A 25,977-nucleotide genomic window follows, 5' to 3' on the forward strand; every position below is an offset into this window, starting at 1 on the left:
GCTACGCGCCGACGGCGTCGCGGAACAGCGCGCGTCCGGGGATCGCATCGATCAGTTCTCGGGTGTACGGATGCTGCGGATCACCGAGAACGTCGGCGGTGGCCCCGTGCTCGACGACCGCTCCCCTGCGCATGACGAGCAGGTCGTGGGAGATCTCGGCGATCACGCTCAGGTCGTGCGAGATGAACAGGTACGAGACGCCGAGTTCGCGCTGCGCCTCGGTGAGCACGTCGAGGATCTGCGCCTGCACCAGCACGTCGAGCGCCGAGACGGGTTCGTCGCACACGACGAGTTCGGGTGACGGGGCGAGCGCGCGGGCGATCGCGACGCGCTGGCGTTGCCCTCCCGAGAGCTCACTGGCCGTGCGGTATCGCACCGTGCGGGGCAGTTGCACCAGGTCGAGCAGTTCCAGGACGCGCGCATCGCGTTCGGCCGGCGTTCCGATGGCGAACGCGTCGAGCGGCTCGCGCAGGCTGCGTTCGATCGAGAACAACGGGTCGAGTGATGCGTAGGGGTCTTGGAAGATGGACTGCACCGCGCGACGGAAGCCCTTCATCTGCCGTTTCGACAGCGAGGCGGTGTCACGTCCCTGAAAGACGATGGACCCGCTGGTCGGGCGCAGCAGCTGCAGCACCATCTGCGCGGTGGTGCTCTTGCCAGATCCTGATTCCCCGGCGATCGCGAGCGTGCGACCGGCGGGGATGGAGAAGGACACGTCCTCGACCGCGGTGAAGGGTGGGCGACGGTTCTTGCCCCAGCCGCGAGCCGGATACACCTTTGACAGTCCGTCGACGCGGAGCGCCGGGGCCGTGTCCGTCGACGGCTGCGCGGTCGCGTTGCCGCGCGGCGCTGCGGATGCCCGTTCGCCGTCGCCGAAGCGACTGGCCACGGCGAACGGAGCCGCGGCGACGAGCGCCTTCGTGTACTCGGCCCGCGGCGCGAACAGCACGTCTCGCGAGGCACCCTGCTCGACGATGCGCCCGTGGTGCATCACGATCACGCGGTCGGCCCGTTCGGCGGCGAGCCCCAGATCGTGCGTGATCAGCAGCACCGCGGTGCCGGACTCGGCGGTGAGCTCGGCGAGGTTGTCGAGGATCACCCGCTGCACCGTCACATCGAGCGCCGAGGTCGGCTCGTCGGCGATCAGCACGGTGGGTGCGTTGACGACACCGGCCGCGATGAGCGCACGCTGACGCATGCCGCCCGAGAACTGATGCGGATAGAGACGGTAGCGTTCCCGCGCGTCATCGAGGCCGGCCCTGCCGAGCGCATCGATCGCGCGCTCGCGGTAGACCGCGGTTGTGGCGTCGCGGGTCACGCTGGCCGCTTCGGCCACCTGGTTGCCGACGCGCATGACGGGGTTGAGGTTCGACATCGGGTCCTGCGGAACGTACGCGAGCGCGGTGCCGCGCAGCGGACGGATCTCGCTCTCGTCGGCGCCGAGGATCTCGCGCCCCTGCAGGACGACGCTGCCCGAGGTGCGGGCGTTGCGCGGAAGCAGGCCGAGCACGGCGTTGATGACGGTCGTCTTGCCCGAGCCGGATTCGCCGACGATGGCGACGGTTTCGCCCGCCCGAAGGCGGAAGTCGACGGCGCTCACGACCTCGCGGTCGCCGTACGAGACGGCGAGGTCGACGACGTCGAGAACCGTCTGCCCGTCCGTGTGTTCGCGGTGCGGGTCTCCTGATGGCGGGGTGGTCCATTGGGGGGACATGGATGCTCCTCGATGAGCTGAGTGAGGAGCTTGGGCGCCGGGTTCAGCATAGGGAAATCGTCCCGGTGCATGTCAAACACGAAACGCGCGAAATCAGCACTGCCTGCGCACCGACAGCATCCGACCCCCTCAGCGAAAACACCTTTGATCTGCGCTTCTTTTCGCAACTTTTGTTCACGAACATAAATCTTTGTTATTCGACAAACCGCGTTCCTATGCTGGGAACCAGTCAGCATCAGATCCCTTGAGCTTGGGCGCTCAGATCGATACCGACGAGTTCCCCTGAACGGATCACGCTCCCCGCGAGCACCTCCAGGCGAAGTCGACATGCAGAGAGGCACGACATCCGTGATGCGCAGTACCCCCAGTACCCCCGGGAGCAAGTCATGACCCGCGGGGCACGCTTCTTCCGTACCGGAGCGATGGCACCCCGCCTCGACGAGCAGCTGGTCGACCGGCTGCGTGCGTCGTCGACCGCGACGCTCGGCCATCTGACCGATCTCGGCTTCGTGCGCGGACTGACCGCCATCGCCCCGATCCGGTCGTCTTTCGTCGGAAGCGCGCTCACCGTGCGCATCCCCCATGCCGATTCCACGGCCGTGCACCATGCCCTGGGCCTGGCGCAGCCGGGCGACGTGCTCGTCATCGATCAGTCCGGCGATGATGCGCGCTCATCCTTCGGCGGTACGCTCGCCGGCATCGCGGCCGATGCGGGCGTCGTCGCCGCGATCAGCAACGGCCGCACCAACGACGTCGACGAGATCGCCGAGCTCGGCTTCCCGCTGTTCTCGCGCGGCGCGACTCCGCTGACGACGCGGCTCCACGGGTTCGAGGGCCGCATCAACGACCCCGTGAGCGTCGGCGGTGTCGCCGTGCTGCCCGGTGATGTCGTCTTCGGCGACGCCGATGGTGTCTGTGTGATTCCACGCACGGACGCGCAGCGGATCCTGCAGACCCTCGAAGAGCTCGATGCCGACCCCGTGATCCTGGGTCTGCGCGATGCCGTGCGTGCGGGCACTCCGCTCGGTTCGATCACCGGCGCGAGCGCCCTGTACGAGGCGAACCATGGGTGAGCGTCTGCGGGTCGGCGCCGTCCAGCTGCACTCCCCGCTCTCGCCCGCCGAATGCGCCGTGCAGTGCGGTGAGTGGATCGCCGCGGCACGCAAGGCCGCACTGGATCTTCTGGTGCTGCCCGAGTCGGCGTCCAGCCGCACGGACGACCCTGCCGAGACACCGGTCGCCGAACCGCTCGACGGTCCGTTCGTGCAGTCGTTGATCGCGGCGCTCGACGGCAGCGGTCTGACGGTGATCGCCGGGATCACCGAGTCGGCGGGCGATCGCCCGTTCAACACGGTCGTGGTCGTCGATGCCACGGGCATCCGCGCGGTTTACCGAAAACTCCACCTCTACGACGCGGCCGGCATGCGCGAATCCGATGCGATCCGCCCGGGCGAGCACGCTCCCCCGGTGATCGACGTCGGCGGCTTCGGCGTCGGCGTGATGACCTGCTACGACATCCGCTTTCCCGAGACGGCGCGCGCGCTGGCCCTGCAGGGGGCCGACGTTCTCGCCGTACCGACGTCGTGGGTGCGCGGGCCTTTGAAAGAGGCGCACTGGAGCACGTTCTGCGCAGCGCGCGCCCTGGAGTCGACCTGCTTCGTGATCGGGGCGGGTCAGACCGGCGGCACTCGGATCGGATGCTCGATGATCGTGGCGCCGGATGGCACGACGATGGCCTCGGCCGGGGTCGAGCAGACGCTGTTGGTCACCGAATTCGATCGCGCCCGGGTGGATGCTGCCCGCACGGCGTTCCCGCTGCTCGCGCAGCGTCGATTCGACCTCGATCTGGTTCCTCGTCCGCCCGAGCTCGTCACCGGGGTCCGCCGCCATGACGGGTAACGGTGCGATGCCGGCCTGGGCCCGGCGCGATGTCTTCCCCGATGTGACGCCCCGCGGCATCGCATCGTCGATCGCGACGTCCATCCGCGATGATGTCATCGCCCCCGGCGAAGCCCTGCCCACGGTGCGCGACCTCGCGGCCGAGCTGCGGGTGAGTCCCTCGACGATCTCTGCGGCCTGGGGTCTGCTCAAGCGGCGCGGTCTGATCGCCGGTACGGGCAAGTCCGGAGTGCGGGTCACGAGCGCGAGCGGTCAGGTGCGCCGACTCGAGCTGATGTCGACGGTGCCGGGCACGCGCGATCTGCGTCTGTTGCATCCGGACGTCTCGCTGCTGCCGGCCCTGGACCAGGCCTTGATCGGGGCCGCGCAGCAACCGAATCTCAACGAGTACTACGACTCCCCGATCCTGCCCGAGCTCGAAACGGCCATCGCCCCGACGTGGCCGGTGCGCTCCCATCGCTTCGCTGTGGCGAACGGCGGCGCCGACGCGATCTGGGCGGTGCTGCACGCACACTCGGTTCCGGGCGACCGTGTCGTCGTCGAGATGCCCACGCAGCCGCAGCTGATCAGCCTGATGGTCGATCTCGGGCTGAGCATCGTGCCGGTGCCGTACGGGCCCGACGGTCTCGACGAGCGTGCGCTGCGCGATGCGCTGCAGACGCTGCCCGCCGCAGTGTTCCTGCAACCGCGTTCACAGGCGCCGACCGGGCGTTCGATGACGCGCGAGAACCGCGACCGCATCGTCTCGCACATGAGCGGACGCCACCAGCCCCTGGTGATCGAATACGACGACCTCGGGCCGCTCTCGCGCCGCGAGTACTGGTCGACGGCCGAGCTGCGCCCCGCGCACACGGTCGTCATCCGCTCGTACGAGAAGTCGTACGGTCCCGACCTGCGTCTGGCGGTCATCGGCGGACCCGACGAGGTCATCCAGCGCGCGCACGCCGAGATCCGTCTCACCCGACAGTGGACCTCGCGTATTCTGCAGTCGGCTCTGCTGTGGATGCTGCGCGACGGCGCCACAGAACAGCAGGTGCAACGCGCGCGCGCCGAGTACGGGGCGCGTCTCGACGCCTTCACCGAGGCATTGCGCGCGCGAGGTGTCGATGTCGACTCCGACGACGGGTTCTGCGCATGGGTACCGGTGCACGACGAAGGGCGCACGATCGAGGCGCTCGCGCTGCAGGGCGTGGTCGCACTGCGCGGCGAGTCGTCCTGGTCGGCCCCCAACCCGCCGCACGTGCGCATCGCCACGTCACGCCTCCCGGTCGAGGACGCCGACGCGATCGCCGATGCGCTGGTGCGCACCGGTGAGGTGACGCGATGAGGTTCGGAACCGGCACCGCACTCGTGAAGGACCCGCGGTTCAGCTGGTGGAGCGCCGTGCCCGAGTCACCCTGTGGGGCGGTTGCGGTGCTCATCCATGGCAGTGATCGCGATCCGGTCGGCATGCGCCGGGAGTTCCTCGACTGGGCGGAGCGCACCGGCACTGCGCTGCTGGCACCGTTGTTCCCCGCCGGCGTGCCCGATGCGGGCGACGCGAACGGGTACAAGCAGCTGCGGTCGGGTGACACGCACTTCGATGACGTTCTGCAGTGGACGCTCGACGCCTTCATCGAACGGGAGCTGTTGGACGTCGACCGGCTCGAGCTGTTCGGGTTCTCGGGTGGCGCCCAGTTCGCCCATCGGCTGGCCCTCGTGCATCCGTCGGATTGGTCGGCGGCGGCGTTCGCGGCCCCCGGAAACGTGACCCTGCTGGGTTCCGAGCATGCCTGGTGGCCGGGAGTGGGCGACTTCGCCGCGGTGTTCGGGCGTGAGCGCGATCACGCCCGGCTCCAGGCGTTGCCCGTGCACGTCTTGGTCGGCGCGGACGACGACGGCTCCGGCGTCATCCACGTCGGCGAGCATGAGCCCCGCTGGCGGGCGGGAGCCAACGACGCCGGCCGTACGCGCGTCGACCGCGCCCGCCACCTGGCACAGAACTGGCACGAGCACGGCATACCGGCGACGTTCGAGATCGTCGCCGGTGCCGCACACGAGCTTGCGCCTCTCGCGCCCCGGGCACAGGCGTTCTTCGACCGCGTCCGCAAGGCGGACGGCTTCTCCGACGCCCCGGAAGGGAACTGACATGAATACTCATACCGCCGCAGACGTCGAGATCACCGAAGGACGCTTCTCGTGGCATGCCGGCAGCACGTACTACCGCGTCGCCCGCCCCTCCGGCGGGTCGCCCGATGCGGACGGCTCGGCTGTGCCGTTGCTCGCCGTGCACGGCGGACCGGGCTGCACGCACGACTACCTGCTGAGCCTCGACGACCTCGCCGGGCAGCGCACCGTCGTGTACTACGACCAACTGGGCAGCGGGCGCTCGACGCATCTTCCCGGTGCGCCGAGTGACTTCTGGACCGTTGACCTCTTCTTGGAAGAACTCGAGCTGTTGCTGCGCCACCTCGGCATCACCGAGTACGACCTGCTGGGTCAGTCGTGGGGCGGAATGCTGGGATCAGAGCATGCCGTTCGGCGCCCGCGCGGACTGCGGCGCCTGATCATCGCCGACTCCCCCGCGTCGATGCCGCAATGGCGTGCGGCAGCCGTCGAGCTTCGCAATGCGCTCCCGGGTTCGGCGGGCGAGGTCATCGCCCGGCACGAGGCGGCGGGCGACTTCACGTCAGCGGAGTACGCCGCAGCATCCGATGTGTTCTACGCGCACCACGTGTGCCGGATCTCTCCGCTGCCCGGTCCGGTACAGCGCACATTCGATCTGCTGGCCGAGGATCCGACGGTGTATCACGCGATGAACGGCCCGAGCGAGTTCATGGTCATCGGCTCGCTCCGCGAGTGGTCGGTGATCGACCGCCTCGATCGCATCGACGTGCCCACCCTCGTCATCAACGGCGCGTACGACGAGGCGACGGATGCTGTCGTGCGCCCGTTCGTCGAGCTCATCCCGCACGCCGAGTGGGTGCGGTTCGACCAGTCGAGCCACATGCCCCACTGGGAGGAGCGAAACGAGTTCATGCGGGTCGTCAGCGCATTCCTCGACCGGGACGAGTGAGTCTGAGCGTGTCTCCTAGCGCGACCCGTACGCGTCGCGCAGTTCGAAGAGCTCGGTGCAGACCCGCTCCGGGTAGTCGCTCGGCGGTGAGGAGTCCGGAACCGATAGCGAGCACGAGTACTGCCATCCGTTCAAGCCGGCGGCGACATCGAACGCGGAGACGCCAAGGTTGCACCCTTCGTCCCACTTCCGGGTGAGACAGGACTGGCTCGGCTCGTCGAGCATCTGGTCCATGAGGTATTTCGGCGCGGCGTTCACGCCGTAGATCTGTCCATCGCTCGATGTCAGAACCACGGGGCCGGGGAGGACGTCTGATCGGGTGCTGCAGGCGACTCCGACAGGTGACGGGCAGGCGAGGTCGGTGAGCCCATACGAGAAGCCGGGGAGGCAGGTCTGGCCGGTGTCGCAGGATGCGATGACCCACCCACCACAGCTCAAGTTCAGCAGGACATCGCAGGGTGCAGGCATCGACGGTGTCAGCGACTGCCACAGCCAGGTGCTGTAGGCGCGGTCTGCGGCGAGTCTCGTAGGACCTGACGCACTGGCATCGGGGATCGTCCACACCTCCTTCTTGTACGTTTCCCCCACCGCTTGCAGGAGTCCGTAGTCGGATGCGATCTGGGCGGCGACCTTCTCGTTCGTATCCTGCGCGGTCTGGCGCCACTTGCCCAGCCAGTTCGAATCACCGGTGAATTTCTCGAGGTCTCCGGAGAACGTCGACGCGCCGTCGTTCAACGACATTCCGTACGACACCGCTGCGTCGATGATTCCGAACGCCACCATTGCCGCTTCCTCACCCCCCGGCGCCAGGTTGGACGCGGCGTCGGCGATCCCCGCGATCAATTGCACACCGTCGGCGACAATCGCATGAGAGGTCTTGTCGTAGGCGTCATCGGTTGCGGCCTTCCACAGATGCTTGGCCGTCGTGTTCGTGGCCTCGTCGGCGAATGTGTCCTGAATGATCGAGTAGTTCGCTTCGCGCATCTGAGCCACCCAATACACCCAGGTCAGCTCGAGCGTGAGCTGCGCCCTGACGTCGTCCCACACCGCCGGCGGGATGCCCGCCGCTGGCGCTTTGGGCAGGTTCTTCTTGAGCTGGTATGCGGATGCTGAGCTGAGGGTTCCGTAGAGGCTGCGGATGTCGCAGGGCTCTCCGGCGCCCGGACACGACTGCGGTGTGGCGTCCTGGCTGAGTTCCTCGTAGGCGGTCTGGGCGTTCCCCGACCAGGTCGGCCACGTCGCCGAAGGCGACCCCCACGACCCTGCCTTCGCATCGAACCGGTACGTCTGAATGCCGGTCGGGCCGCGGCCGATCAGTTCGGCGCGCGTCGCACCCTTGGCACCGGGAGACCCGTTCGGCGTGTACCCGTCGACATCAGCGACCTGAATCGTCGCGTACTGACTCGCGTTGTTCCATCCCAGCGCATTGGTGAATCCCGGTCCCGCCACGTCTTGTTCGTTCACCCAGGCCGCTTTGCCCTGACTCTTCTGCTGCGAGCAGTTCTTGACGGCTGGTTGCAGACCCCACACCGTCATCCCCGACCCGTGTCTTCCGATGACTTCTTCGCGGCCATCACCGTCGACATCCGCCGCCTGGATGGTGGCGTAATTGTCGTGCGTCGTCCAGCCGTTCGCGTTGCTGAACGCATCGAGGATGCCGCATGCCGACCACTCCACGGTGATTCCGCCGTTCTTCGCGTACACGAGAGAGAGGGCATAGGCCTCGATTCCCGCGTTTGCTCGACCGAACACCTCCAGATCGCCGTCGCCGTCCAGATCCGCGGTCTGGATCGTCTCGTAGTGCTCAGGAGCGGTCCAGCCCTCCGCGTTCGTGAACGGTGCATCCGCGATATCGAGTGCTTGCCACTTGCCGCCCACGAGGCTCCACACCTCCAGACCGTCGCGCCCACGACCGAAGATCACAGAGCTGCCGGTATCGAAGAGGTCCGCCGCCTGGATCGTTGTGTAGTACTCCCGGGAGGACCAGCCGTCGGAGTCGGTGAATCCGGCGAAACCCGAATTGCTCCATCGGGTGCCGTCGAAGCTCAGGATCTCGACGCCCGTGGGGCTACGCCCGAAGATCTCGGCACTACCATCGCCGTCGAGGTCGGCCGCCTGAATCGTCTCGTAGCTGCTTGCCTGTCCCCAGATGTCGTCGTTCTGCCCATCGGGAAAGTTCACAAGATCGAGCTCATGCCATCCGGAGCCCGTTCCGGGGCCCGCGGGGATGTACTCGGCGACCTGGATGCCGTTCGGTGCCCGGCTGAAGATCTCTTCCTTGCCGTCGCCGGTGATGTCGCCGGTGCCGATCGTGCGGAAGAACTCCTTCCGTTGCCAGCCCTTCGCATCCGTCCAGGCGATCTCGCAGTCATCACCGAGGCAGGGCGGCACCAACGGGAGCCATTGGCCCGATGTGACGTCGAAGTCCCATGCCTCGAGTCCGGGGGATGACCGGCCCACAAGCTCGTGATCCCCGTCGCCGTCGAGGTCAGCGGTCTGGATCGTCTCGTAGTCCTCCGATGACCCCCATCCCCCGTTCGCCCACGTCGGCTGCGCGTACACCGGTTGCTCCGCGTTCGATGAGGTCGCGCCCGGATCCGAGGGCTTCGCCGTCGAGACTCCGGGTGGTGGGGATGCGGGTTGCGCCGCTGCCGCTGGGGGCGCCACCGCTCCTGCTACTACCAAGCCCGATACGACAAGAACGCCGACTCTACGCAACACGCGGCACCTCCGTTGGTCCCGTCACTCACCCCAGATGCGCGTGCACGTATTCGGCAGCGCTCGACTACCCACAGAAAAGATGGCGCCAGTATTCCGAAACCTCACACTGTGCGCAAGGGCTTCTCGATCGGCTGGCCCGCCGGCACGTCATGATGCCGAAAGCAACAACGTGGAGAGCGTGCCGAATCTAGGCGCTCGGAGCGCCCCGCAGCACCTCCGCCACGAACGAGTGCGCTCGTTCACGCAGACCCTGCCTGCGGCCAGCGACAAACTCTTCCGCGCTCCCCTCCAACATCGAGCTGGGAAGCAGTCGATTCACCCTGCTGTTGCAGTCCAGCTCTGCACAGAGATAACTCCCGCGCGATGAACGACTCTGGTCGGACGCGGCCGACCGCCCCGTGAACAGGATCACCTGCTCGAACCGCCTTGGCATCCTGCACAACGTGCACATGACAGCGCGCGCGGGCGCCGAAGCAAGCCGAGCGCGTTCCAGCATGATGCCCTGAAGCTGCCCTTCTCGCTCAATGAAAAGGTAGCCGCGTTGGCGCGCACTGGGGTCCCTCCACCCGAGGTAGTCCAGGTTCTGCCAGCCCGCCTCCCACGACTTCGGCATCCGAACTGTTCGGCGAGTTGCTTCGCTCACGTTCTGCAAGGCACGGCGCAGCTCACCGAGAGTTCTCTTCTGCATCACGACCTCCACTCAATTTGTACAGGTGTACAAATTAGCAAATGATCTACGCCGGCGCACCCTAGAATGAATCGCCATGGCCTATCTCCCGCGCGAACAGCGCCGCGCCGCAATCGTCGACGCAGCACTCCGCGTCGCGCGACGCTCCGGTCTGGCCGGCATCACCGCACGCACGGTCGGTCAGGAGGTCGGCGGCTCCCCTGGGCTGATCCATCAGCATTTCGCGAGCATGGTGGAACTGCAGGCGGCGGCGTGGCGAACCTATGTGGCTGAACAAGTTGACGGCTTCACTACCGCGACGCGGACTCCGACGGCGAATCCCGTACTGGAGTTCTTCGCCAACCACCGCGCCTCGCCATCAGCGCCAGACCTCAACTTGTGGGCCGACGCGTGGGCGCACGCTCTGCGCGTGCCTGACTTCGCGCCAACCTATGCAGATAGCCTCGACGTCGTTGTCACAGCACTGCAAAGCTCGTCGCCCGAACTGGGGGCCGTAGAGGCTCAGCGATACATGCTTCTTGCCGTGGCGTTGGCTGGCATGAGGCGCATCTCGCCCGAGCGCTACCCCCCTGAGGTCGTCGACGACATCATCGCCGACGCAGCGACACCCTCCGACGGCTGAAGGGGCGCCCAGCGACCGAGCGCGCGGTGCGTCGCGCGAGCGGCGTCAGAGAGCGCGACTCCAGATCACAGTGCGACAGGGTGCTCGCTGTCAGCCCCAAACAGATGCAGCAGTTCGACTGTGGTGCCATCTGCGGGGCCGAACCAGTGTGGCGTCATGGGGTCGAACCGTGCCGTCTCGCCCGACTCGAGCAGACGTTCCTCATCGCCGAGAATCAGACGCAACCGGCCGGCAAGAACATACAGCCAGGCACTGCCTCGATGGCTGCTCATGCGCACCCGGCGCGGCCCGAGCACCTGCTTGAACACCTGAACCCGGCCGGGATACTCGGTGAGGGGAATGATGACGCCGGCATGCCGCAAACGCCGCGGCTCGAGGTGCACGCGTGGGTCGCCGGTCTCTGGCGCCCCGACCAGCACACCCAGCGACACCCCATACACACGAGCGAGGGGGATCAAGAGCTCCAGCGTCGGTTGACGATGCCCGGTCTCCAGCCGCGATAGCCCACTGATAGACAGCCCAGACCGCTCGGCGACCGCGGCGAGCGTCAGTTTCCGCTCACGGCGGAGCCGACGCAGACGCGGACCGATGGCTTCGAGGATTCCCGTCACGTCCGCATCCATGTCCCGATCTTTGCAGAATCCGCAAAGAACGTCGCGAGGTGATGCCGCGGCCGGGGATCATCGAACACGCGCGCGGCATTTCGGCCCGCGCCTTGCAGAGAGAAGGCGGGCCGACATGACAGCTACCGGCGCAGCGAGAGACACGATCGCGCTCAGTACACGACGCCGATGGGCAATACTCGCGGTGTGCGCATCGGCGCTGTTCTTGGTCGGGTTGGACACGACCATCGTCAGCATCGGTCTGCCGCAGATCGGGCTGGGCCTCGGCCTCGGTGTGGATCGCCTGGCATGGGTGATCGACGCGTACACGGTGCCGTTCGCGAGCCTGCTCATCACCGCAGGCGCGCTGGCGGATCGGTTCGGTCGGCGACGGGTCTTCCAGATCGGGCTGGTCGTGTTCGCCGTCGCGTCCCTCGCCGGCGCCGCCGCGCCCTCACTCGGGTGGCTGATCGCGGCGCGCGCCCTCCAGGGGGTGGGAGCATCGATGCTCACGCCCGTCGCCCTTGCCATCGTCGTGGGCGTCATGACTGACCCGCGAGAGCGGGCACAGGCCATCGGCATCTGGGCGTCAGTGTTCGGGGTGAGTCTGGCCGCCGGTCCGCTGACCGGTGGGGCACTCATCGCCGCGTTCGACTGGCGTGCGGTGTTCTGGATCAACGTGCCCGTCGTGCTCGTCGCGCTGATCCTCGTAGCCGTCCTGGTGCCGGAGTCCCGCGCTGCTCATGCACGCAGACTCGACATTCGCGGCCAGGTACTGCTCGTGCTTCTCATCGGCGGGATGGTTGCTGTGCTCATCGAGGCGCCTCACGTCGGATGGACCTCACCGGTCGTGATTCTCGGGATCGGCGCCGTGCTCCTGACAGCGCTCGGCTTCTTCTGGGCCGAGTCACGCAGCCGGCAGCCGCTCATCGACCCGCACCTCTTCCAGCATCCCGGGTTCGCCGGAGCAGTCGCAGGTGCCGTCGCTCTCTTCGTCGGGTTCAGCGTGACGCTCTTGCTGACTACAGTTCTTCTGCAAGGCGGCGAGGGCTGGACGCCCCTGGCAGCCGGCGCAGCGACGCTGCCGATGGCAATCGGGGCGATCGTCGGCGCCCCACTCTCCGGCTACCTCGTCGGGCGGGCCGGGCCGAGAATCCCGCTGTTGGTTGCGGGCGCACTCCTCACCCTCGGCGGGGCGTTGCTGACGACACTCGCCGCTGGGATGAACCTCACGGCGCTCCTGGTGGCGTTTCTGCTCATCGGCCTGGGTGTCGGTCTCGGAAATCCGCCCATCACCAACACCGCTGTGAACAGCTTGCCCCTCGACCGCGCGGGCGTCGCGGGCGGCGTCACCTCGACCGCACGCCAGGTCGGCACGGCCCTCGGCATCGCCCTGGCAGGCACCATTGCCGCGTCGGAGTCATTCGTGTCGGGATGGATCATCATCACCGCCTGCGGAGCGGTCCTGCTCGGCGTCGCCGCCCTCGCGCCGGCGCGCCCCGAGCACCGTTGACGCGGCTTGTTCACTCGGATGCTGGGATGGACGTGCCCGGTGTGGGTGAGCCGCTCGTCAACGGTGCTGCATCGGCGCTGTTCGGCTCGACCGGACAGTGATGACGATCCACAGCACAAGTGTGATGAGGATCGCCATGTCCGTAGCGATGTACACGTAGTGCAGCACCGACGGCCCGGGGTCACCGCCAGCGATCACGATGTCGCTACGAGCACTGAGCGCCGGGCGGATGGCGAAGGACTGCACGAACATCAGCATCCACAGGCATCCGATCAACGCCCATCCACCCACAGGCACACGTGGCCGAAGTACCGCGCTCGCCGTCAGCACGAGAAGCAAGACAAATCCACCGATGGCAAGCGCCCAGAACATGAGCCGCCCGATCCCCAGCCCCAGCGGAACGGTGATGCCCGGCGCCATGAACTTCAGTGGCGCCTCAATGAAGGACAGTCCCAGGATCAGCCCGATCCAGACGCTGGGGACGATCAATCGCAGGGCAGAGATGACGGTCATATCCGCTACCGTAGCGAAGCCGCCCGACCGCGACCGAGTACGCCCGACGCAGTGAGGCAGCTGATGTCGCCACCGCGCGCTCGTCCGCCAACGCGCGGAACGCGGAATCCAGCGCGATCCTCGGACGCATGGTGTGCGGCGTCACATTCCGTGACGCCGCACACAACGACTCAGAAGTCCCAGTCGTCGTCTTCGGTGGCCTCGGCCTTGCCGATGACGTACGAAGAGCCCGATCCCGAGAAGAAGTCGTGGTTCTCGTCTGAGTTGGGCGACAGCGCCGAGAGGATCGCCGGGTTCACGTTCGTGACGGTCGAGGGGAACATCGCCTCGTAGCCCAGGTTCATCAGCGCCTTGTTGGCGTTGTAGTGCAAGAACTTCTTGACGTCCTCGGTCAGTCCGACACCGTCGTAGAGGTCCTGCGTGTACTGCACCTCGTTCTCGTACAGTTCGTACAGCAGCGAGAACGTGTAGTCCTTGAGCTCTTCACGACGCTCGGGCGTCTCGGTCTCGAGCCCGCGCTGGTACTTGTAGCCGATGTAGTAGCCGTGCACGGCCTCGTCGCGGATGATCAACCGGATCAGGTCGGCGGTGTTGGTCAGCTTCGCCTTCGACGACCAGTAGATCGGCAGGTAGAAGCCCGAGTAGAACAGGAACGACTCCAGCAGGGTCGAGGCGACCTTGCGCTTGAGCGGGTCGTCGCCACGGTAGTAGTCGACGATGATCTGCGCCTTCTTCTGCAGGTTCTGGTTCTCGACCGACCAGCGGAAGGCCTCATCGATCTCCTTCGTCGACGCGAGGGTCGAGAAGATCGACGAGTAGCTCTTGGCGTGCACCGACTCCATGAAGGCGATGTTGGTGTACACAGCCTCCTCGTGCGGGGTCAGCGCGTCGGGGATCAGCGAGACCGCGCCCACCGTGCCCTGAATGGTGTCGAGCAGCGTCAAGCCGGTGAACACGCGCATGGTCATCAGCTGCTCTTGCTCGGTGAGCGTGTTCCACGACTGCACGTCGTTCGACAGCGGCACCTTCTCGGGCAGCCAGAAGTTGCCCGTCAGACGGTTCCAGACCTCGAGGTCCTTCTCGTCTTCGATGCGGTTCCAGTTGATCGCCTGCACGTGGTCGATCAACGTGAGCTTCGGAGAGGGAGTCATCTTGCCATTCCTATTCTGAAAAAGTCCCTGGTCAGCGCGTCATAGCATGCAGCTGACGCACTCCGTCATGTCGGTGCCCTCAAGCGCCAGCTGACGCAGACGGATGTAGTAGATCGTCTTGATGCCCTTGCGCCATGCGTAGATCTGCGCCTTGTTGATGTCACGGGTGGTCGCGGTGTCCTTGAAGAACAGCGTCAGCGACAGTCCCTGGTCGACGTGCTGCGTCGCCGCGGCGTACGTGTCGATGACCTTCTCGTACCCGATCTCGTAGGCGTCCTCGTAGTACTCCAGGTTGTCGTTCGTCATGAACGGCGCCGGGTAGTACACGCGACCGAGCTTGCCTTCCTTGCGAATCTCCACCTTCGACGCGATCGGGTGGATCGACGACGTCGAGTTGTTGATGTACGAGATCGAACCGGTCGGCGGCACGGCCTGCAGGTTCTGGTTGAAGATGCCGTGCTGCTGCACGCTCTCCTTCAGCTCGACCCAGTCCTGCTGCGTCGGGATGCGGTGACCGGCGAAGAGCTCCTTGACCTTCTCGGTCTCGGGAGCCCAGACCTGGTCGATGTACTTGTCGAAGAACTCACCCGACGCGTAGGTCGAGTCGGCGAAGCCCTCGAAGGTCTCGCCGCGCTCGATGGCGAGCTTGTTCGATGCCTTCAGCGCGTGGAACAACACCGTGTAGAAGTAGATGTTCGTGAAGTCGATGCCCTCTTCAGAGCCGTAGAACACCCGCTCTCGAGCCAGGTACCCGTGCAGGTTCATCTGCCCGAGGCCGATCGCGTGCGAACGGTCGTTGCCGTCTTCGATCGACCGCACCGAGCTGATGTGACTCTGGGTGCTGACCGCGGTCAGCGCACGGATCGCGGCCTCGACGGTCTTTCCGAGGTCACCGGCATCCATCGACAGCGCGATGTTCATCGAGCCGAGGTTGCACGAGATGTCCTTGCCGATCTGGTCGTACGACAGGTCGGTGTTGTACGTCGTCGGGGTGTTCACCTGCAGGATCTCGCTGCACAGGTTCGACATGTTGATCCGACCCTTGATCGGGTTGGCCTTGTTCACCGTGTCTTCGAACATGATGTACGGGTAGCCCGACTCGAACTGGATCTCGGCGAGCGTCTGGAAGAACTCGCGCGCGTTGATCTTCGTCTTCTTGATGCGCGCGTCGTCGACCATCTCGTGGTACTTCTCGGTCACCGAGATGTCACCGAACGGCACCCCGTAGACCTTCTCGACGTCGTACGGCGAGAACAGGTACATGTCCTCGCCCTTCTTGGCGAGCTCGAAGGTGATGTCGGGCACGACGACGCCCAGCGACAGCGTCTTGATGCGAATCTTCTCGTCGGCGTTCTCACGCTTGGTGTCGAGGAAGCGCATGATGTCGGGGTGGTGCGCGTGCAGGTAGACCGCACCGGCGCCCTGACGCGCGCCCAGCTGGTTGGCGTAGCTGAAACTGTCTTCGAGCAGCTTCATGACGGGGATGATGCCCGAGGACTGGTTCTCGATCTGCTTGATCGGAGCACCCGACTCACGGATGTTGCTCAGCAGCAGAGCGACACCGCCACCGCGCTTGCTGAGCTGCAGCGACGAGTTGATGCCGCGGGCGATCGACTCCATGTTGTCTTCGATGCGCAGCAGGAAGCAGCTGACGAGCTCGCCGCGCTGCGCCTTGCCGGCGTTCAAGAAGGTGGGGGTGGCCGGCTGGAACCGGCCCGAGATGATCTCGTCGACGAGCTCGATCGCGACCTGCTCGTCACCTTCGGCGAGGGCGAGGGCCGTCATGACGACGCGGTCCTCGAAGCGCTCGAGGTAGCGCTTGCCGTCGAACGTCTTGAGCGTATAGCTGGTGTAGTACTTGAACGCGCCGAGGAACGTCTCGAAGCGGAACTTCTTCGAGTACGCGAAGTCGTTGAGTTTCTGGATGAATTCGAAGGAGTACTGGTCGATGACCGCGCCTTCGTAGTACTGCTTCTCGACGAGGTAGTCCAGACGCTCCTTGAGCGAGTGGAAGAACACCGTGTTCTGGTTGACGTGCTGCAGGAAGTACTCGCGTGCTGCGCGCTTGTCGGCGTCGAACTGGATCTTGCCGTTCGCGTCGTACAGGTTCAGCATCGCGTTGAGGGCGTGGTAGTCGAGCCCTTCGAAGGCGGGGTTCACCTTGAACTCGACTGCGTCTGTCACTGTAGCTTCCACCATCGTTCCAATCCGTCGCTCACGCGATCGACGTCGTCCTGCGTGCCGAATACCTCGAACCGATACAAGTGCGGCACGTTGCACTTGCGGCTGATGACTTCACCGGCGAGGCAGAACGCATCGCCGAAGTTCGTGTTTCCCGCCGAGATCACTCCGCGGATGTTGCGCCGGTTGCGCTCGTCGTTGAGGAACCGGATGACCTGCTTGGGCACGGCGCCCTTCTCGACGCCGCGACCCTGCCCACCTCCGTACGTGGGGGTGACCAGTACGAACGGCTCATCGATGATGAGCGGCTCATCGGTGCGAAGCAACGGGATGCGCCGCGCGGGCAGATCGAGCTTCTCGATGAACCGTGCGGTGTTGCCCGAGACGCTCGAGAAAAACACCAGCAGCGGCACCTCGGTGGCGACCGCGCTCATGATCCACTCCCTTTGGTGTCTGCGCCTGTCGCCAGGTCAGGACAGGCGCGCTGCGAGCTCGTCGATCTTGTCGGGACGGAAGCCCGACCAGTGGCCCTCGTCGGTCACGACGACGGGTGCCGACATGTAGCCGAGAGCCTTGACCTGCTCGAGGGCGTTGGCGTCTTCGGAGAGGTCGTGGATCTCGTATTCGATGCCCTTGGCATCGAGGGCGCGGTAGGTGGCGTTGCACTGAACGCAGGAAGGCTTGGTGTAGACCGTGATCGACATGATGACGACTGATTCCCCTCTAATCCGATGTTCTCCGACAGACCCCCCGCCGGGAGTATCAATACTACATATGGGGACGGACATTGGGGGTGACCACAAGGGGTAGTAGTTACATCCGTGTAGTTTTCCACCGTCCTCCCCAGGTTCAACACAGCTTGTCCACGCTTTCTTCCACAGGCCGGCGACGCCTCTGACGGGTCGCGAACCGCGGATTCACGCGGGTCTGTCGACCCGGTTGCGGATCCATCCACAGGCGGCACGCTAGCCGCCCCCACCGACATCCGAATTCCTGTGGAGAGCGCACTTCGGCGTGTCGCGGGCGTGTCGCCCACAACGCCGTTCGCACGCCCCGCGCGTCGCGCCGCGCGTACGCGCGCGCGGATACCAAAGGGGACTAATCTCGTCTCGTGGCGGGATACCGGGACCTTCTTCGCACGCCCGGAGTGGCGCGCATGATCGCAGCGCAATTGGTGGCGCGCTTCCCCAGCGGGATGCTGAGTCTGGCGATCCTGTTGCATGTCGAGCAGCAGACCGGATCGTACGGCGCGGCGGGCATCGTCCTCGCGGCGGCATCGGTCGGACAGGCTGTCGCCGGACCGGTCACGAGCCGATGGATGGGCGCCTGGGGCATGCGCCGGGTGCTCACGCTCACCGCGCTGGTCTGCGTCGTCGCCTTGCTCTGTCTCGCGCTGCTGCCGCTGAATGTTCCCGGCTACATGGCGCTCGCCCTGCTGGCGGGCCTCTCTACGCCCCCAGTGCAGGCGGCCGTGCGCACGATCTACCCGAAGCTGGTCAACTCCGGGCAGCTCACCCCGCTGTTCTCACTCGACGCCTCTCTGCAGGAGATCATCTGGATCGTCGCCCCCGTGGTGATCACCGTGGTCTCCACCCAGGTCGGCACGGTCGAGGGGCTGCTGCTGGTCGCCACGATCCTGCTGTTCGGCGGCGCCTGGTTCATCTTCTCCCCCGAGGTCGGCCGGGTACGCATCCCGCGCAGCCGACGCGCATTCGGCCGGGTCGTCCTGAAACCGCCGGTGATGCTCGCCACCGCGATCGGCTTCCTGCTCATCGGCGCCGCGTCGGCTGTCGAGGTCGGCGTCGTCGCGACCTTCGGTCACGACGGCCTGGAGGCAGGGCTGGTGCTGGCTGTCTTCTCGGTGGGAAGCCTGGTCGGCGGACTGGCCTTCGGGCACATCCCGATCGGCCCGTGGGCGATGGCACGCCGCCTGCTCATCGTGACCGTCGGCCTGTGCCTGACGATGCTGTCGCTGAACGTCTTCTGGCTCGGCGGCACACTGCTGCTGGCCGGACTCGGCGTCGCGCCCGCCCTTGCCGTTCTCTTCGCGATCACCACGGCCAGCGTGAAGTTCAGCGAGACGGCCGAGGCCTTCGGGTGGGCGGGCACCGGGCAGCTGATCGGGGCCGCACTGGGGTCGGCCATCGCCGGCATCCTCATCGATCTCAACGGCCCGACCGGCGCCTACCTCGCCGCCACGTTGTTCGCCGCCGCCGGCCTGCTCGTCTCGGTGGTGTTCGTGCGGTTCTTCCCCGATCTGCGCGACCGTGATCCCTCGCCGCATCCCGACACCGAACCGATCACGACCGCCCAGCCCTGACGCCTCGCATCTACTGTGGAGGCATGAGCGCGTTCGACCCGTCCCTGTATCTGCCCGACGCACTGCTCGAGCGCATCCGCGAGCGCGCGGGCATCCACGATCGCGAGAACACCTTCCCGCAGGACGATCTCGATGAGCTGCGCGACGCCGGCTATCTGTCGATCCTCGTGCCCGCCGAGCGCGGCGGCGCGGGGCTGGGCCTGGAGCAGGCGGCGCTGCTGCAGCAGCGCCTCGCGACGGCATCCCCCGCCACCGCTCTGGCGATCAATATGCACCTCGTCTGGACCGGCGTGGCAAAGGTGTTCAGCGACCGCGGCGTCGCGGGCCTGGAGTTCGTGCAGGACGGCGCCGTCGCCGGCGAGGTCTTCGCGTTCGGCATCAGCGAGGGCGGCAACGATCTCGTGCTGTTCGGCAGCGACACCGATGCCGCTCCACAGCCGGACGGCGGGTATGCCTTTACCGGCACGAAGATCTTCACCTCGTTGGCGCCGGTGTGGACCCGCCTGGGTCTGCACGGCCTCGACACGACCAGCGCCGACGCGCCGAAACTGGTGTTCGCCTTCATCGACCGCACCGATGCGGTCGTGACCGGAGACGACTGGGACACCCTCGGCATGCGCGGCACGCAGAGCCGCACGACCCGACTGAACGGCGCCGTCGCGCCGCCGGAGCGCATCGTGCGCCGCATCGACCCGGGCCCGAACCCGGATCCGATCGTGTTCGGCATCTTCAGCGTGTTCGAGCTGCTGCTCGCCTCGGTGTACACGGGCATCGCCCGGCGCGGCCTCGATCTGGCCGTCGCCACCGCGCACAAGCGCACGTCTAAGAAGAGCGGCACGACGTACAGCCAGGACCCCGACATCCGCTGGCGGATCGCCGACATGGCACTGGCCTACGACGCCCTGCCCCCGCAGATCGCAGCCCTCGCCCGAGACGTGGATGCCGGCGCGGATCACGGCGCCCGCTGGTTCACCCTGCTCTCCGGTGTCAAGCACCGCGCGGTCGTGATGGCCAAGCAGGTGGTCGATGAGGCGATGCTGGTCGCCGGCGGCGGCTCGTACTTCTCGTCGAACGAGTTGTCGCGGCTGTACCGCGATGTGCTGGCGGGCATGTTCCACCCGTCCGACCCCGAATCGGCGCACGCGACGGCGGCGAGCGCGTGGCTGGGCCCGCTCGACGCCTGAGGCGTCGAGGCACCCACGAGAGGGTGGATGCTGATTTCGTAGCATCCGCGGTATTTTCCCTGCGAATTCTGTTGCCAACAGTCACATTCAGTGTCAATATCGACACATGAACGCCGAACTGCAGCAGAAAGCGAAGGACCATCTTTGGATGCACTTCACTCGTCAGTCGACGATGGAGTCCTCTGGAGTGCCGGTGATCGTCAAGGGCGAGGGACACCACATCTGGGACTCCGACGGCCGCAAGTACATCGACGGGTTGGCCGGGCTGTTCGTCGTCAATGCCGGACACGGTCGCCGCCGGCTGGCCGAGGCTGCAGCGAAGCAGGCCGAAGAGCTGGCGTTCTTCCCCCTGTGGTCGTACGCGCACCCCGCGGCGATCGAGTTGGCCGACCGGCTCGCCGATGAGGCCCCCGGCGACCTGAACCGGGTCTTCTTCAGCACCGGCGGTGGTGAGGCCGTCGAGACCGCCTTCAAGCTCGCCAAGCACTACTGGAAGCTGCGGGGCCGCCCCGGAAAGCACAAGGTGATCTCGCGCTCGGTCGCGTACCACGGCACCCCGCAGGGGGCCCTGGCGATCACCGGCATCCCCGCGATGAAGGAGATGTTCGAGCCACTCACCCCCGGCGGGTTCCGCGTGCCGAACACGAATTTCTACCGCGCCGCCGAGATGGGCGGGCCCACCGAAGATCCCGAGGCCTTCGGCCGGTGGGCGGCGAACCGCATCGAAGAGATGATCCTCTTCGAAGGACCCGACACGGTCGCGGCGGTCTTCCTCGAGCCGGTGCAGAACTCCGGCGGCTGTTTCCCGCCTCCCCCGGGCTACTTCCAGCGTGTCCGCGAGATCTGCGATCGCCACGACGTGCTGCTGGTGTCGGACGAGGTCATCTGCGCCTTCGGCCGCATCGGCCACACCTTCGCGTGCGACGCGTACGGGTACGTCCCCGACATGATCACCTGTGCCAAGGGCATGACCAGCGGATACTCCCCCATCGGAGCCACCATCATCTCCGACCGCATCTACGAGCCGTTCTCGAAGGGGCAGACGTACTTCCCGCACGGCTACACCTTCGGCGGGCATCCGGTCTCGGCCGCTGTGGCGCTCGAGAACCTCGCCATCTTCGATGAGGAGGGACTGAACGCCCACGTGCGCGAGAACTCTCCGCTGTTCCGCGCCGAGCTCGAGACCCTGCTCGATCTGCCCATCGTCGGCGACGTGCGCGGCGACGGATACTTCTTCGGCATCGAGCTGGTCAAGGACAAGACCACCAAGGAGACCTTCGACGAGGACGAATCCGAGCGTCTGCTGCGCGGGTTCCTCTCGAAGGCGCTCTACGACGCGGGGCTGTACTGCCGTGCCGACGACCGCGGCGACCCCGTGATCCAGCTCGCCCCGCCGTTGACGATCGGCCCGGCGGAGTTCCGCGAGATCGGCAGCATCCTGCGCGGTGTGCTCACCGAGGCGGCGCGCATCCTCTGACACCCCCAGCTAGCGCCGAGACCCCCTGCTGCAGACGTCTGCAGCAGGGGGTCTCGGCGCGAAGTGGGGGTGTCAGGGGGCCGCGCGCATCGTGCCGGATCCTCCGCCCGCCGCTGCCTCGCGACGTCCCTCGGCGGCGAGATCGCGCAGCGCCCGAGCCTCCTGGAGGCGACGCTCGACCGTATCGACAGAGAAGAGCAGCAGCTCGGGCATCGAGGTGGCGAAGTAATCGCTGCGATCCGCTGCCGCTTCCAGCTCCGCGGCACGCGCCTCAAGCGCGTCCCACACGCGCGCGGCCTGCGCCCACTCCCCCAGACGCAGATGCGCCCGACCGATCCAGACATCGCTCGCAGTGATGCGATGCCCCTCAGCCGCCAACGCCGTGTCAACTGCTGTCGCCCGACACCAGGACACCGCCGCGGCCCGGTCATCACCGAGCGCCGCCTCGGCGTCTCCCAGGAGCACGAACCGTTCCGCGACGATATCAGCGGGGTGACGGCCCTCTCCGAGGTTCTGCGGAGGCACGACCCCGGCCCGCAGCAACCGTCTGGCGCGCTCCGGATCCCGTGCGAGCACCTCGCGCGCGACGGCAGCCGATGCCCGGTCGAACACGGCGAGCACCGTGCCCTCGCCGCCTTCGAACGGCTGGAACTCCCGCCGCTGCAACACCTCCAGCGCCTGCTCGGCCCGGTCGAGATCGACCAACAAGCCGAGATAGGCGACCATGAGATCGTCGCGGATCAGCACCTCGGCTCCGGCACGCTCGATCGCCTCCAGCCGATCGGCCGGGTCGACGCCGCGCAGTCCGGCGAGCTGATCCCGCTCGTACACGAGCCGAGCGTCCGCGGCTCCGCTGCGTTCGAGCGCCGAGGCATAGCGCGCATCGGCGAGATCGAGGTCGCCGCCGGCGTTCACCAGGGCGACCGCGGCGTTGCGCCAGACAACCGGGTCTTCAGCGCCCTGCTCGATCGCACGATCGAGGGCTTCGAGCGCTGCGCCGGTGCGCCCGGCGTCGAGCAGCCAGCATCCGAGCATCCCGTTCGCCCGCGCATCATCCGCCTCCGCGGCGAGGGCGCGGCAGAGCACATCGTGGTCGTCGAGCCCCGCGGGGAATGCGAGTCGGGCACCGACAGCACGCGCACGCCCGCGCGCCATCGCAGCCTCGCGGTGCGCTCCGGCGCCATCCAGGAAGGCGGCGACCGCATACGCCGCCATCGGGGCCGGGTTGCCGAAGGCACTCGGCCCCGCCGAGGCCGCCCGCTCGGCGAGTCGGATGCCGCGGGCGTGGTCGCCGTACCGGTGCACCTCGTGCGCCATCGTGAGCAGGGTACGCGGATCGAGCGGGTCGAGCGCATCGTCGAGCGCCGCGAGCAGGGGGTCCAGCGGATCGGCGTCGCGGGCGGACGCGAGCAGATCGCGGGCGCGCTGGTCCGCACCGAGGGCGCGCAGGGCGACCACGCGCGCCGCGAGGAGCTGCGTGCTCAATGGATCGTGCGTTGCCGCTTGCTCGGCGAGTTCGAGCGAGCGCTGTGCATCGCCCGCCCGCAGAGCGAGCCGAGCGCGCCCCAGGGCCGCCGGGGTGCGCAGAGCGCTGTCCCAATTCGCCTTGCCGAAGGCATCCGCGGCGTCGCTCCACCGTTCCAGCCTCTCCAGCACGAGACCGCGCAACAGGCTGACGCCACCGTGCTCGGGGTTCAGGTTTCGTCGTGTCTCGCGGGCCTGCGCGGCATCGAGATGCTCGAGAGCGGCCAGGTACTCCCCACGGGAGAAGCACAGGCGGGCGAGGCCCTCATGTGCGCGCGCATCGCCGGGGTCGCGGCACACGGCCTCGCGGAAGTAGGGCTCGGCCGCGCGTGTGGGGTGGCGGTACTGCACGAGGTGGCGTGCCGTGACGACGAGTTCGTCGTTCGATTCGATACCCGCCGGCTCCGGCGGCTCGCTCGCCACCCACGGCTCGACGACAGCCGCATCGTGCGCGCGCCAATGCACGAGCTCATGCACACCGGTGTCTGCCGAGGTCACGACGACCTCGATGTCCTCCCGGGTGGCGGGCGCCGTCAGCAGCACCTCATCGACGAACGGCGCGCCGGGCGAGACGGGCGACGTCCACTCGACGATCGTCATATCCTCGCGGCGCACGGAGATCCGCACCGTGGAGTGCACGCCGGTCGTGGCGACCCCCACGCGCACGCGGCGATCATCCACCTCGAGACCGATGGCCGCCTCACGCGTCGCCTGCACGGCAGGACCGATCCGCTGAATCGGGTACCAGTACTGCGCGAACGATCGTGTCTCGCCGGGGCGCAACCACGTGAAGTCCGGCTGGTTGTCGGTGAAGACCCCCGCCATCAGCTCGACGTACGGACCGTCGTGATCGGTGAGGTGACGATCCCACGCATGGCCGACCGGACCGTTTCCCCACGTCCACATCTTCTTGCCCGGCGCGATCGCGCGATCCGCCCAGTGCACGAACCCGGCGCGCGCATCGTGGTCGTAGCCGCCGAAGAAATCGTCGACGGTGTCGGTGATCATGTACGAGGTCGGAACCGGCACGTTGCCGTAGAAATCGATACGGTCCGCCCCCGGTGTCTGCTGTGCCAGAGCCGCGTAGTCGACCCCGTAGTACGGCCGATCGGCCGCCGGAAACGCCGTGATCGCACGACGGGCGTGATCAGCGACATAGCCGACGTCGGTCGGGAAGAACGACTGGTACCGATCATGCGCACCTGCCGCGACGTTCGCCCACCACAAGAAGGTCTGCGGCACATCGGTGCGGTTGACCAGGCGTGCTTCGAGCCCGATCAGCGCGGAGTCGCCCCGCAGGCTGATGCCATGGGTGGCGCGCATGCGCTGCAGGGGGTCGAGATCGCTGTGCCAGACGATGACCGTTCCGTCCTGACGCCGTTCGACACGCGTCTCGACGGGCAGATGGGTCGCGGGACGGTGATGCTGGGGCCAGTTGAACTCGACGCCGCCCGATACCCACGGCCCCGCGACGCCCACGAGTGCGGGCTTGATGACATTGTTGCGGTAGAAGAAGTCGTAGTCACAGGTCTTGTCGTAGCCGACGTGGATGCGCCCACCGAGCTCGGGCAGCATGACCAGGCGAACCCACTGATTCTCGAGGTGGATCGCGCGCCAGGTCCGCGGCGCCGCCTCTTTCTCGATGCGGTCGACGAACGGCATCGGGTAGATACGTCCGCTGGAGCCCTGATAGACCCGGCGGTCGAGAAAGGCAGGGTACCGATCGGGCTCGGCGGCGGCGTAGGTATCGATCGTGATCGGCTGTTCCCAGCAGGCGACGCCGCCCGCTTCGAGGATGGCGCGCTCCGACGCCGGCGGGTCCGGCAGCACGATCGACTGAGGTGAAGAGGTCATGTCCTCCACGCTAGGCTCGCCGGTTGCGGCACGACCATGGGCGTTCTCGGCGCATACCTGGACGTTTCGCTGATGTATGGCATGCTCAATTGCATGGAGCGCAGGGAGGGGTTCGCACGCCAGCGGCTCTGCGTCATCCCGCGTCCCGTGGTCACGGACGCCCTCACCCGACCGGTCACCAGCAGTCTGCTCGTGACCGACGCAGGCTGGTTCCCCGAGGCTCGGGATCACCTGCGCGTCAGACCGCATGGAGCGCCTGAGACGGTACTTCTGGTCTGCACAGACGGGCAGGGGTGGGTCGACGTGGGGCACGGCCGCATCACGGTCGAGCCTGGAACCGCCGCCCTCATCCCTCGCGGCACACCGCATTCCTACGGCGCGCAGACTCATCATCCCTGGACGATCTGGTGGTGTCATCTGCAGGGCGAGGATCTGGACCATCTCTGGCACGCGATCGGCTCCGAAGAGCCGGCCGCCGTCTTCCCGCTGCAGTCCCCCGAACGCATCACGACGCTGGTCGAACAGATCGTCGCCGCACTTGAACGGGATCATTCGCCACCCCGTCTGCTCGTCACCACCGGACTCGCCTGGCATCTGATGACCCAGCTCGCCGCGGATCGCCGCCTCGCCGAACGCAGCGAACCGCTGGAACGGGCAATGCGCGTCCTGGACGAACGCGCCGAAGGCAGCATCCGCGTCTCTGAACTCGCCCGGCTCGTGGGCGTCTCACCCTCTCACCTCGGGGCGCTCTTCCGAGCGGCAACGGGTGGCGGAGTGCTCGCCTACCATCGCGATCTGAAGATGGCACGGGCGCGACGACTTCTCGACACCACGACGCTGAACATCACCGAGATCGCCGACCGGATCGGATACACCGACCCGTTCTACTTCTCGCGTCAGTTCCGGCGCGTGCACGGTACGAGCCCGAGCGACTACCGCCGGCTCCGCAAGGGGTGACC

The 25,977-nt window shown here is 66.9% G+C and carries 21 protein-coding genes; 11 read left to right on the plus strand and 10 right to left on the minus strand.

What is annotated here, in order from left to right; translation table 11 throughout:
• Position 1: 1 nt before the first annotated feature.
• Positions 2-1,714 carry a dipeptide ABC transporter ATP-binding protein gene (locus ACLD0U_RS12775; protein WP_410340833.1) on the minus strand — a complete coding sequence of 571 codons (1,713 nt, stop codon included), beginning with the start codon at positions 1,712-1,714 and terminating at the stop codon, positions 2-4.
• Between the two features lie 386 nt (positions 1,715-2,100).
• Between ACLD0U_RS12775 and ACLD0U_RS12780 the strand changes: the two genes are divergently transcribed.
• From ACLD0U_RS12780 to ACLD0U_RS12800, 5 genes are read left to right on the plus strand one after another with little or no spacing between them, the layout of a single operon-like run.
• Positions 2,101-2,787, plus strand: a complete 687-nt coding sequence (locus tag ACLD0U_RS12780; RefSeq protein WP_206551653.1) for an RraA family protein — start codon at positions 2,101-2,103, stop codon at positions 2,785-2,787.
• Positions 2,780-3,613: a carbon-nitrogen hydrolase family protein gene (locus tag ACLD0U_RS12785; protein ID WP_410340834.1), complete on the plus strand. Its 834-nt coding sequence runs from the start codon at positions 2,780-2,782 to the stop codon at positions 3,611-3,613. The genes ACLD0U_RS12780 and ACLD0U_RS12785 overlap by 8 nt, the downstream gene beginning before the upstream one ends.
• Positions 3,603-4,940 carry an aminotransferase class I/II-fold pyridoxal phosphate-dependent enzyme gene (locus ACLD0U_RS12790; RefSeq protein WP_206551651.1) on the plus strand — a complete coding sequence of 446 codons (1,338 nt, stop codon included), beginning with the start codon at positions 3,603-3,605 and terminating at the stop codon, positions 4,938-4,940. Before ACLD0U_RS12785 ends, ACLD0U_RS12790 begins: the two co-directional genes overlap by 11 nt.
• A complete protein-coding gene (locus ACLD0U_RS12795; RefSeq protein ID WP_410340835.1) occupies positions 4,937-5,740 on the plus strand; it encodes an alpha/beta hydrolase family protein in 804 nt (267 codons plus the stop codon). The genes ACLD0U_RS12790 and ACLD0U_RS12795 overlap by 4 nt, the downstream gene beginning before the upstream one ends.
• A gap of 1 nt (position 5,741) precedes the next feature.
• Complete coding sequence (locus ACLD0U_RS12800; RefSeq protein WP_410340836.1) at positions 5,742-6,668, plus strand: proline iminopeptidase-family hydrolase; 927 nt, start codon at positions 5,742-5,744, stop codon at positions 6,666-6,668.
• 15 nt (positions 6,669-6,683) lie between these two features.
• Here the strand turns inward: ACLD0U_RS12800 and ACLD0U_RS12805 are convergent, their stop codons facing one another.
• Both ACLD0U_RS12805 and ACLD0U_RS12810 read right to left on the minus strand, forming a co-directional pair.
• On the minus strand, positions 6,684-9,230 hold the full coding sequence (locus ACLD0U_RS12805; protein WP_410340837.1) for an FG-GAP repeat domain-containing protein: 2,547 nt from the start codon (positions 9,228-9,230) through the stop codon (positions 6,684-6,686).
• 346 nt (positions 9,231-9,576) lie between these two features.
• On the minus strand, positions 9,577-10,077 hold the full coding sequence (locus ACLD0U_RS12810; protein ID WP_374222205.1) for an FBP domain-containing protein: 501 nt from the start codon (positions 10,075-10,077) through the stop codon (positions 9,577-9,579).
• A 76-nt stretch (positions 10,078-10,153) separates the two neighbouring features.
• On the opposite strand from ACLD0U_RS12810, the gene ACLD0U_RS12815 reads away from it, so the two are divergent.
• Positions 10,154-10,699: a TetR family transcriptional regulator gene (locus ACLD0U_RS12815; RefSeq protein WP_410340838.1), complete on the plus strand. Its 546-nt coding sequence runs from the start codon at positions 10,154-10,156 to the stop codon at positions 10,697-10,699.
• Between the two features lie 65 nt (positions 10,700-10,764).
• On the opposite strand, the gene ACLD0U_RS12820 is transcribed toward ACLD0U_RS12815, so the two are convergent.
• Entirely contained in the window at positions 10,765-11,322 is a 558-nt protein-coding gene (locus ACLD0U_RS12820; RefSeq protein ID WP_410340839.1) for a helix-turn-helix domain-containing protein, read from the minus strand.
• A gap of 115 nt (positions 11,323-11,437) precedes the next feature.
• Here ACLD0U_RS12820 and ACLD0U_RS12825 point away from each other — a divergent pair, with 115 nt between their 5' ends.
• A complete protein-coding gene (locus ACLD0U_RS12825) occupies positions 11,438-12,814 on the plus strand; it encodes a DHA2 family efflux MFS transporter permease subunit (RefSeq protein ID WP_410340840.1) in 1,377 nt (458 codons plus the stop codon).
• A gap of 57 nt (positions 12,815-12,871) precedes the next feature.
• Here ACLD0U_RS12825 and ACLD0U_RS12830 read toward each other — a convergent pair whose 3' ends face one another.
• The 5 genes from ACLD0U_RS12830 to nrdH form a co-directional block, all read right to left on the minus strand.
• Complete coding sequence (locus tag ACLD0U_RS12830; protein WP_410340841.1) at positions 12,872-13,327, minus strand: hypothetical protein; 456 nt, start codon at positions 13,325-13,327, stop codon at positions 12,872-12,874.
• A gap of 170 nt (positions 13,328-13,497) precedes the next feature.
• Positions 13,498-14,478 (minus strand): class 1b ribonucleoside-diphosphate reductase subunit beta, encoded by a 981-nt coding sequence (nrdF, locus tag ACLD0U_RS12835; protein ID WP_206551638.1) that lies wholly within the window; start codon positions 14,476-14,478, stop codon positions 13,498-13,500.
• Between the two features lie 39 nt (positions 14,479-14,517).
• Positions 14,518-16,677 (minus strand): class 1b ribonucleoside-diphosphate reductase subunit alpha, encoded by a 2,160-nt coding sequence (gene nrdE, locus ACLD0U_RS12840; protein ID WP_179410254.1) that lies wholly within the window; start codon positions 16,675-16,677, stop codon positions 14,518-14,520.
• On the minus strand, positions 16,659-17,093 hold the full coding sequence (gene nrdI, locus ACLD0U_RS12845) for a class Ib ribonucleoside-diphosphate reductase assembly flavoprotein NrdI (protein WP_179410253.1): 435 nt from the start codon (positions 17,091-17,093) through the stop codon (positions 16,659-16,661). The genes nrdE and nrdI overlap by 19 nt, the downstream gene beginning before the upstream one ends.
• Before the next feature lie 36 nt (positions 17,094-17,129).
• Positions 17,130-17,363, minus strand: coding sequence for a glutaredoxin-like protein NrdH (nrdH, locus tag ACLD0U_RS12850; protein WP_179410252.1), 234 nt, complete (start codon positions 17,361-17,363; stop codon positions 17,130-17,132).
• A gap of 452 nt (positions 17,364-17,815) precedes the next feature.
• On the opposite strand from nrdH, the gene ACLD0U_RS12855 reads away from it, so the two are divergent.
• From ACLD0U_RS12855 to ACLD0U_RS12865, 3 genes are all read left to right on the plus strand, one after another.
• Positions 17,816-18,979 carry an MFS transporter gene (locus ACLD0U_RS12855; RefSeq protein WP_218847921.1) on the plus strand — a complete coding sequence of 388 codons (1,164 nt, stop codon included), beginning with the start codon at positions 17,816-17,818 and terminating at the stop codon, positions 18,977-18,979.
• A 23-nt stretch (positions 18,980-19,002) separates the two neighbouring features.
• Complete coding sequence (locus ACLD0U_RS12860) at positions 19,003-20,163, plus strand: acyl-CoA dehydrogenase family protein (protein WP_410340842.1); 1,161 nt, start codon at positions 19,003-19,005, stop codon at positions 20,161-20,163.
• A gap of 106 nt (positions 20,164-20,269) precedes the next feature.
• Complete coding sequence (locus tag ACLD0U_RS12865; RefSeq protein WP_206551635.1) at positions 20,270-21,640, plus strand: aspartate aminotransferase family protein; 1,371 nt, start codon at positions 20,270-20,272, stop codon at positions 21,638-21,640.
• Between the two features lie 72 nt (positions 21,641-21,712).
• Here ACLD0U_RS12865 and ACLD0U_RS12870 read toward each other — a convergent pair whose 3' ends face one another.
• On the minus strand, positions 21,713-25,018 hold the full coding sequence (locus ACLD0U_RS12870) for a DUF5107 domain-containing protein (protein WP_410340843.1): 3,306 nt from the start codon (positions 25,016-25,018) through the stop codon (positions 21,713-21,715).
• A 93-nt stretch (positions 25,019-25,111) separates the two neighbouring features.
• On the opposite strand from ACLD0U_RS12870, the gene ACLD0U_RS12875 reads away from it, so the two are divergent.
• Entirely contained in the window at positions 25,112-25,975 is an 864-nt protein-coding gene (locus ACLD0U_RS12875; protein ID WP_410340844.1) for a helix-turn-helix domain-containing protein, read from the plus strand.
• The last annotated feature ends 2 nt before the right edge of the window (positions 25,976-25,977 follow it).

Origin of the sequence: Microbacterium sp. 2216-1 (assembly GCF_046507855.1) — a bacterium.
GTDB lineage: Bacteria > Actinomycetota > Actinomycetes > Actinomycetales > Microbacteriaceae > Microbacterium > Microbacterium esteraromaticum_C.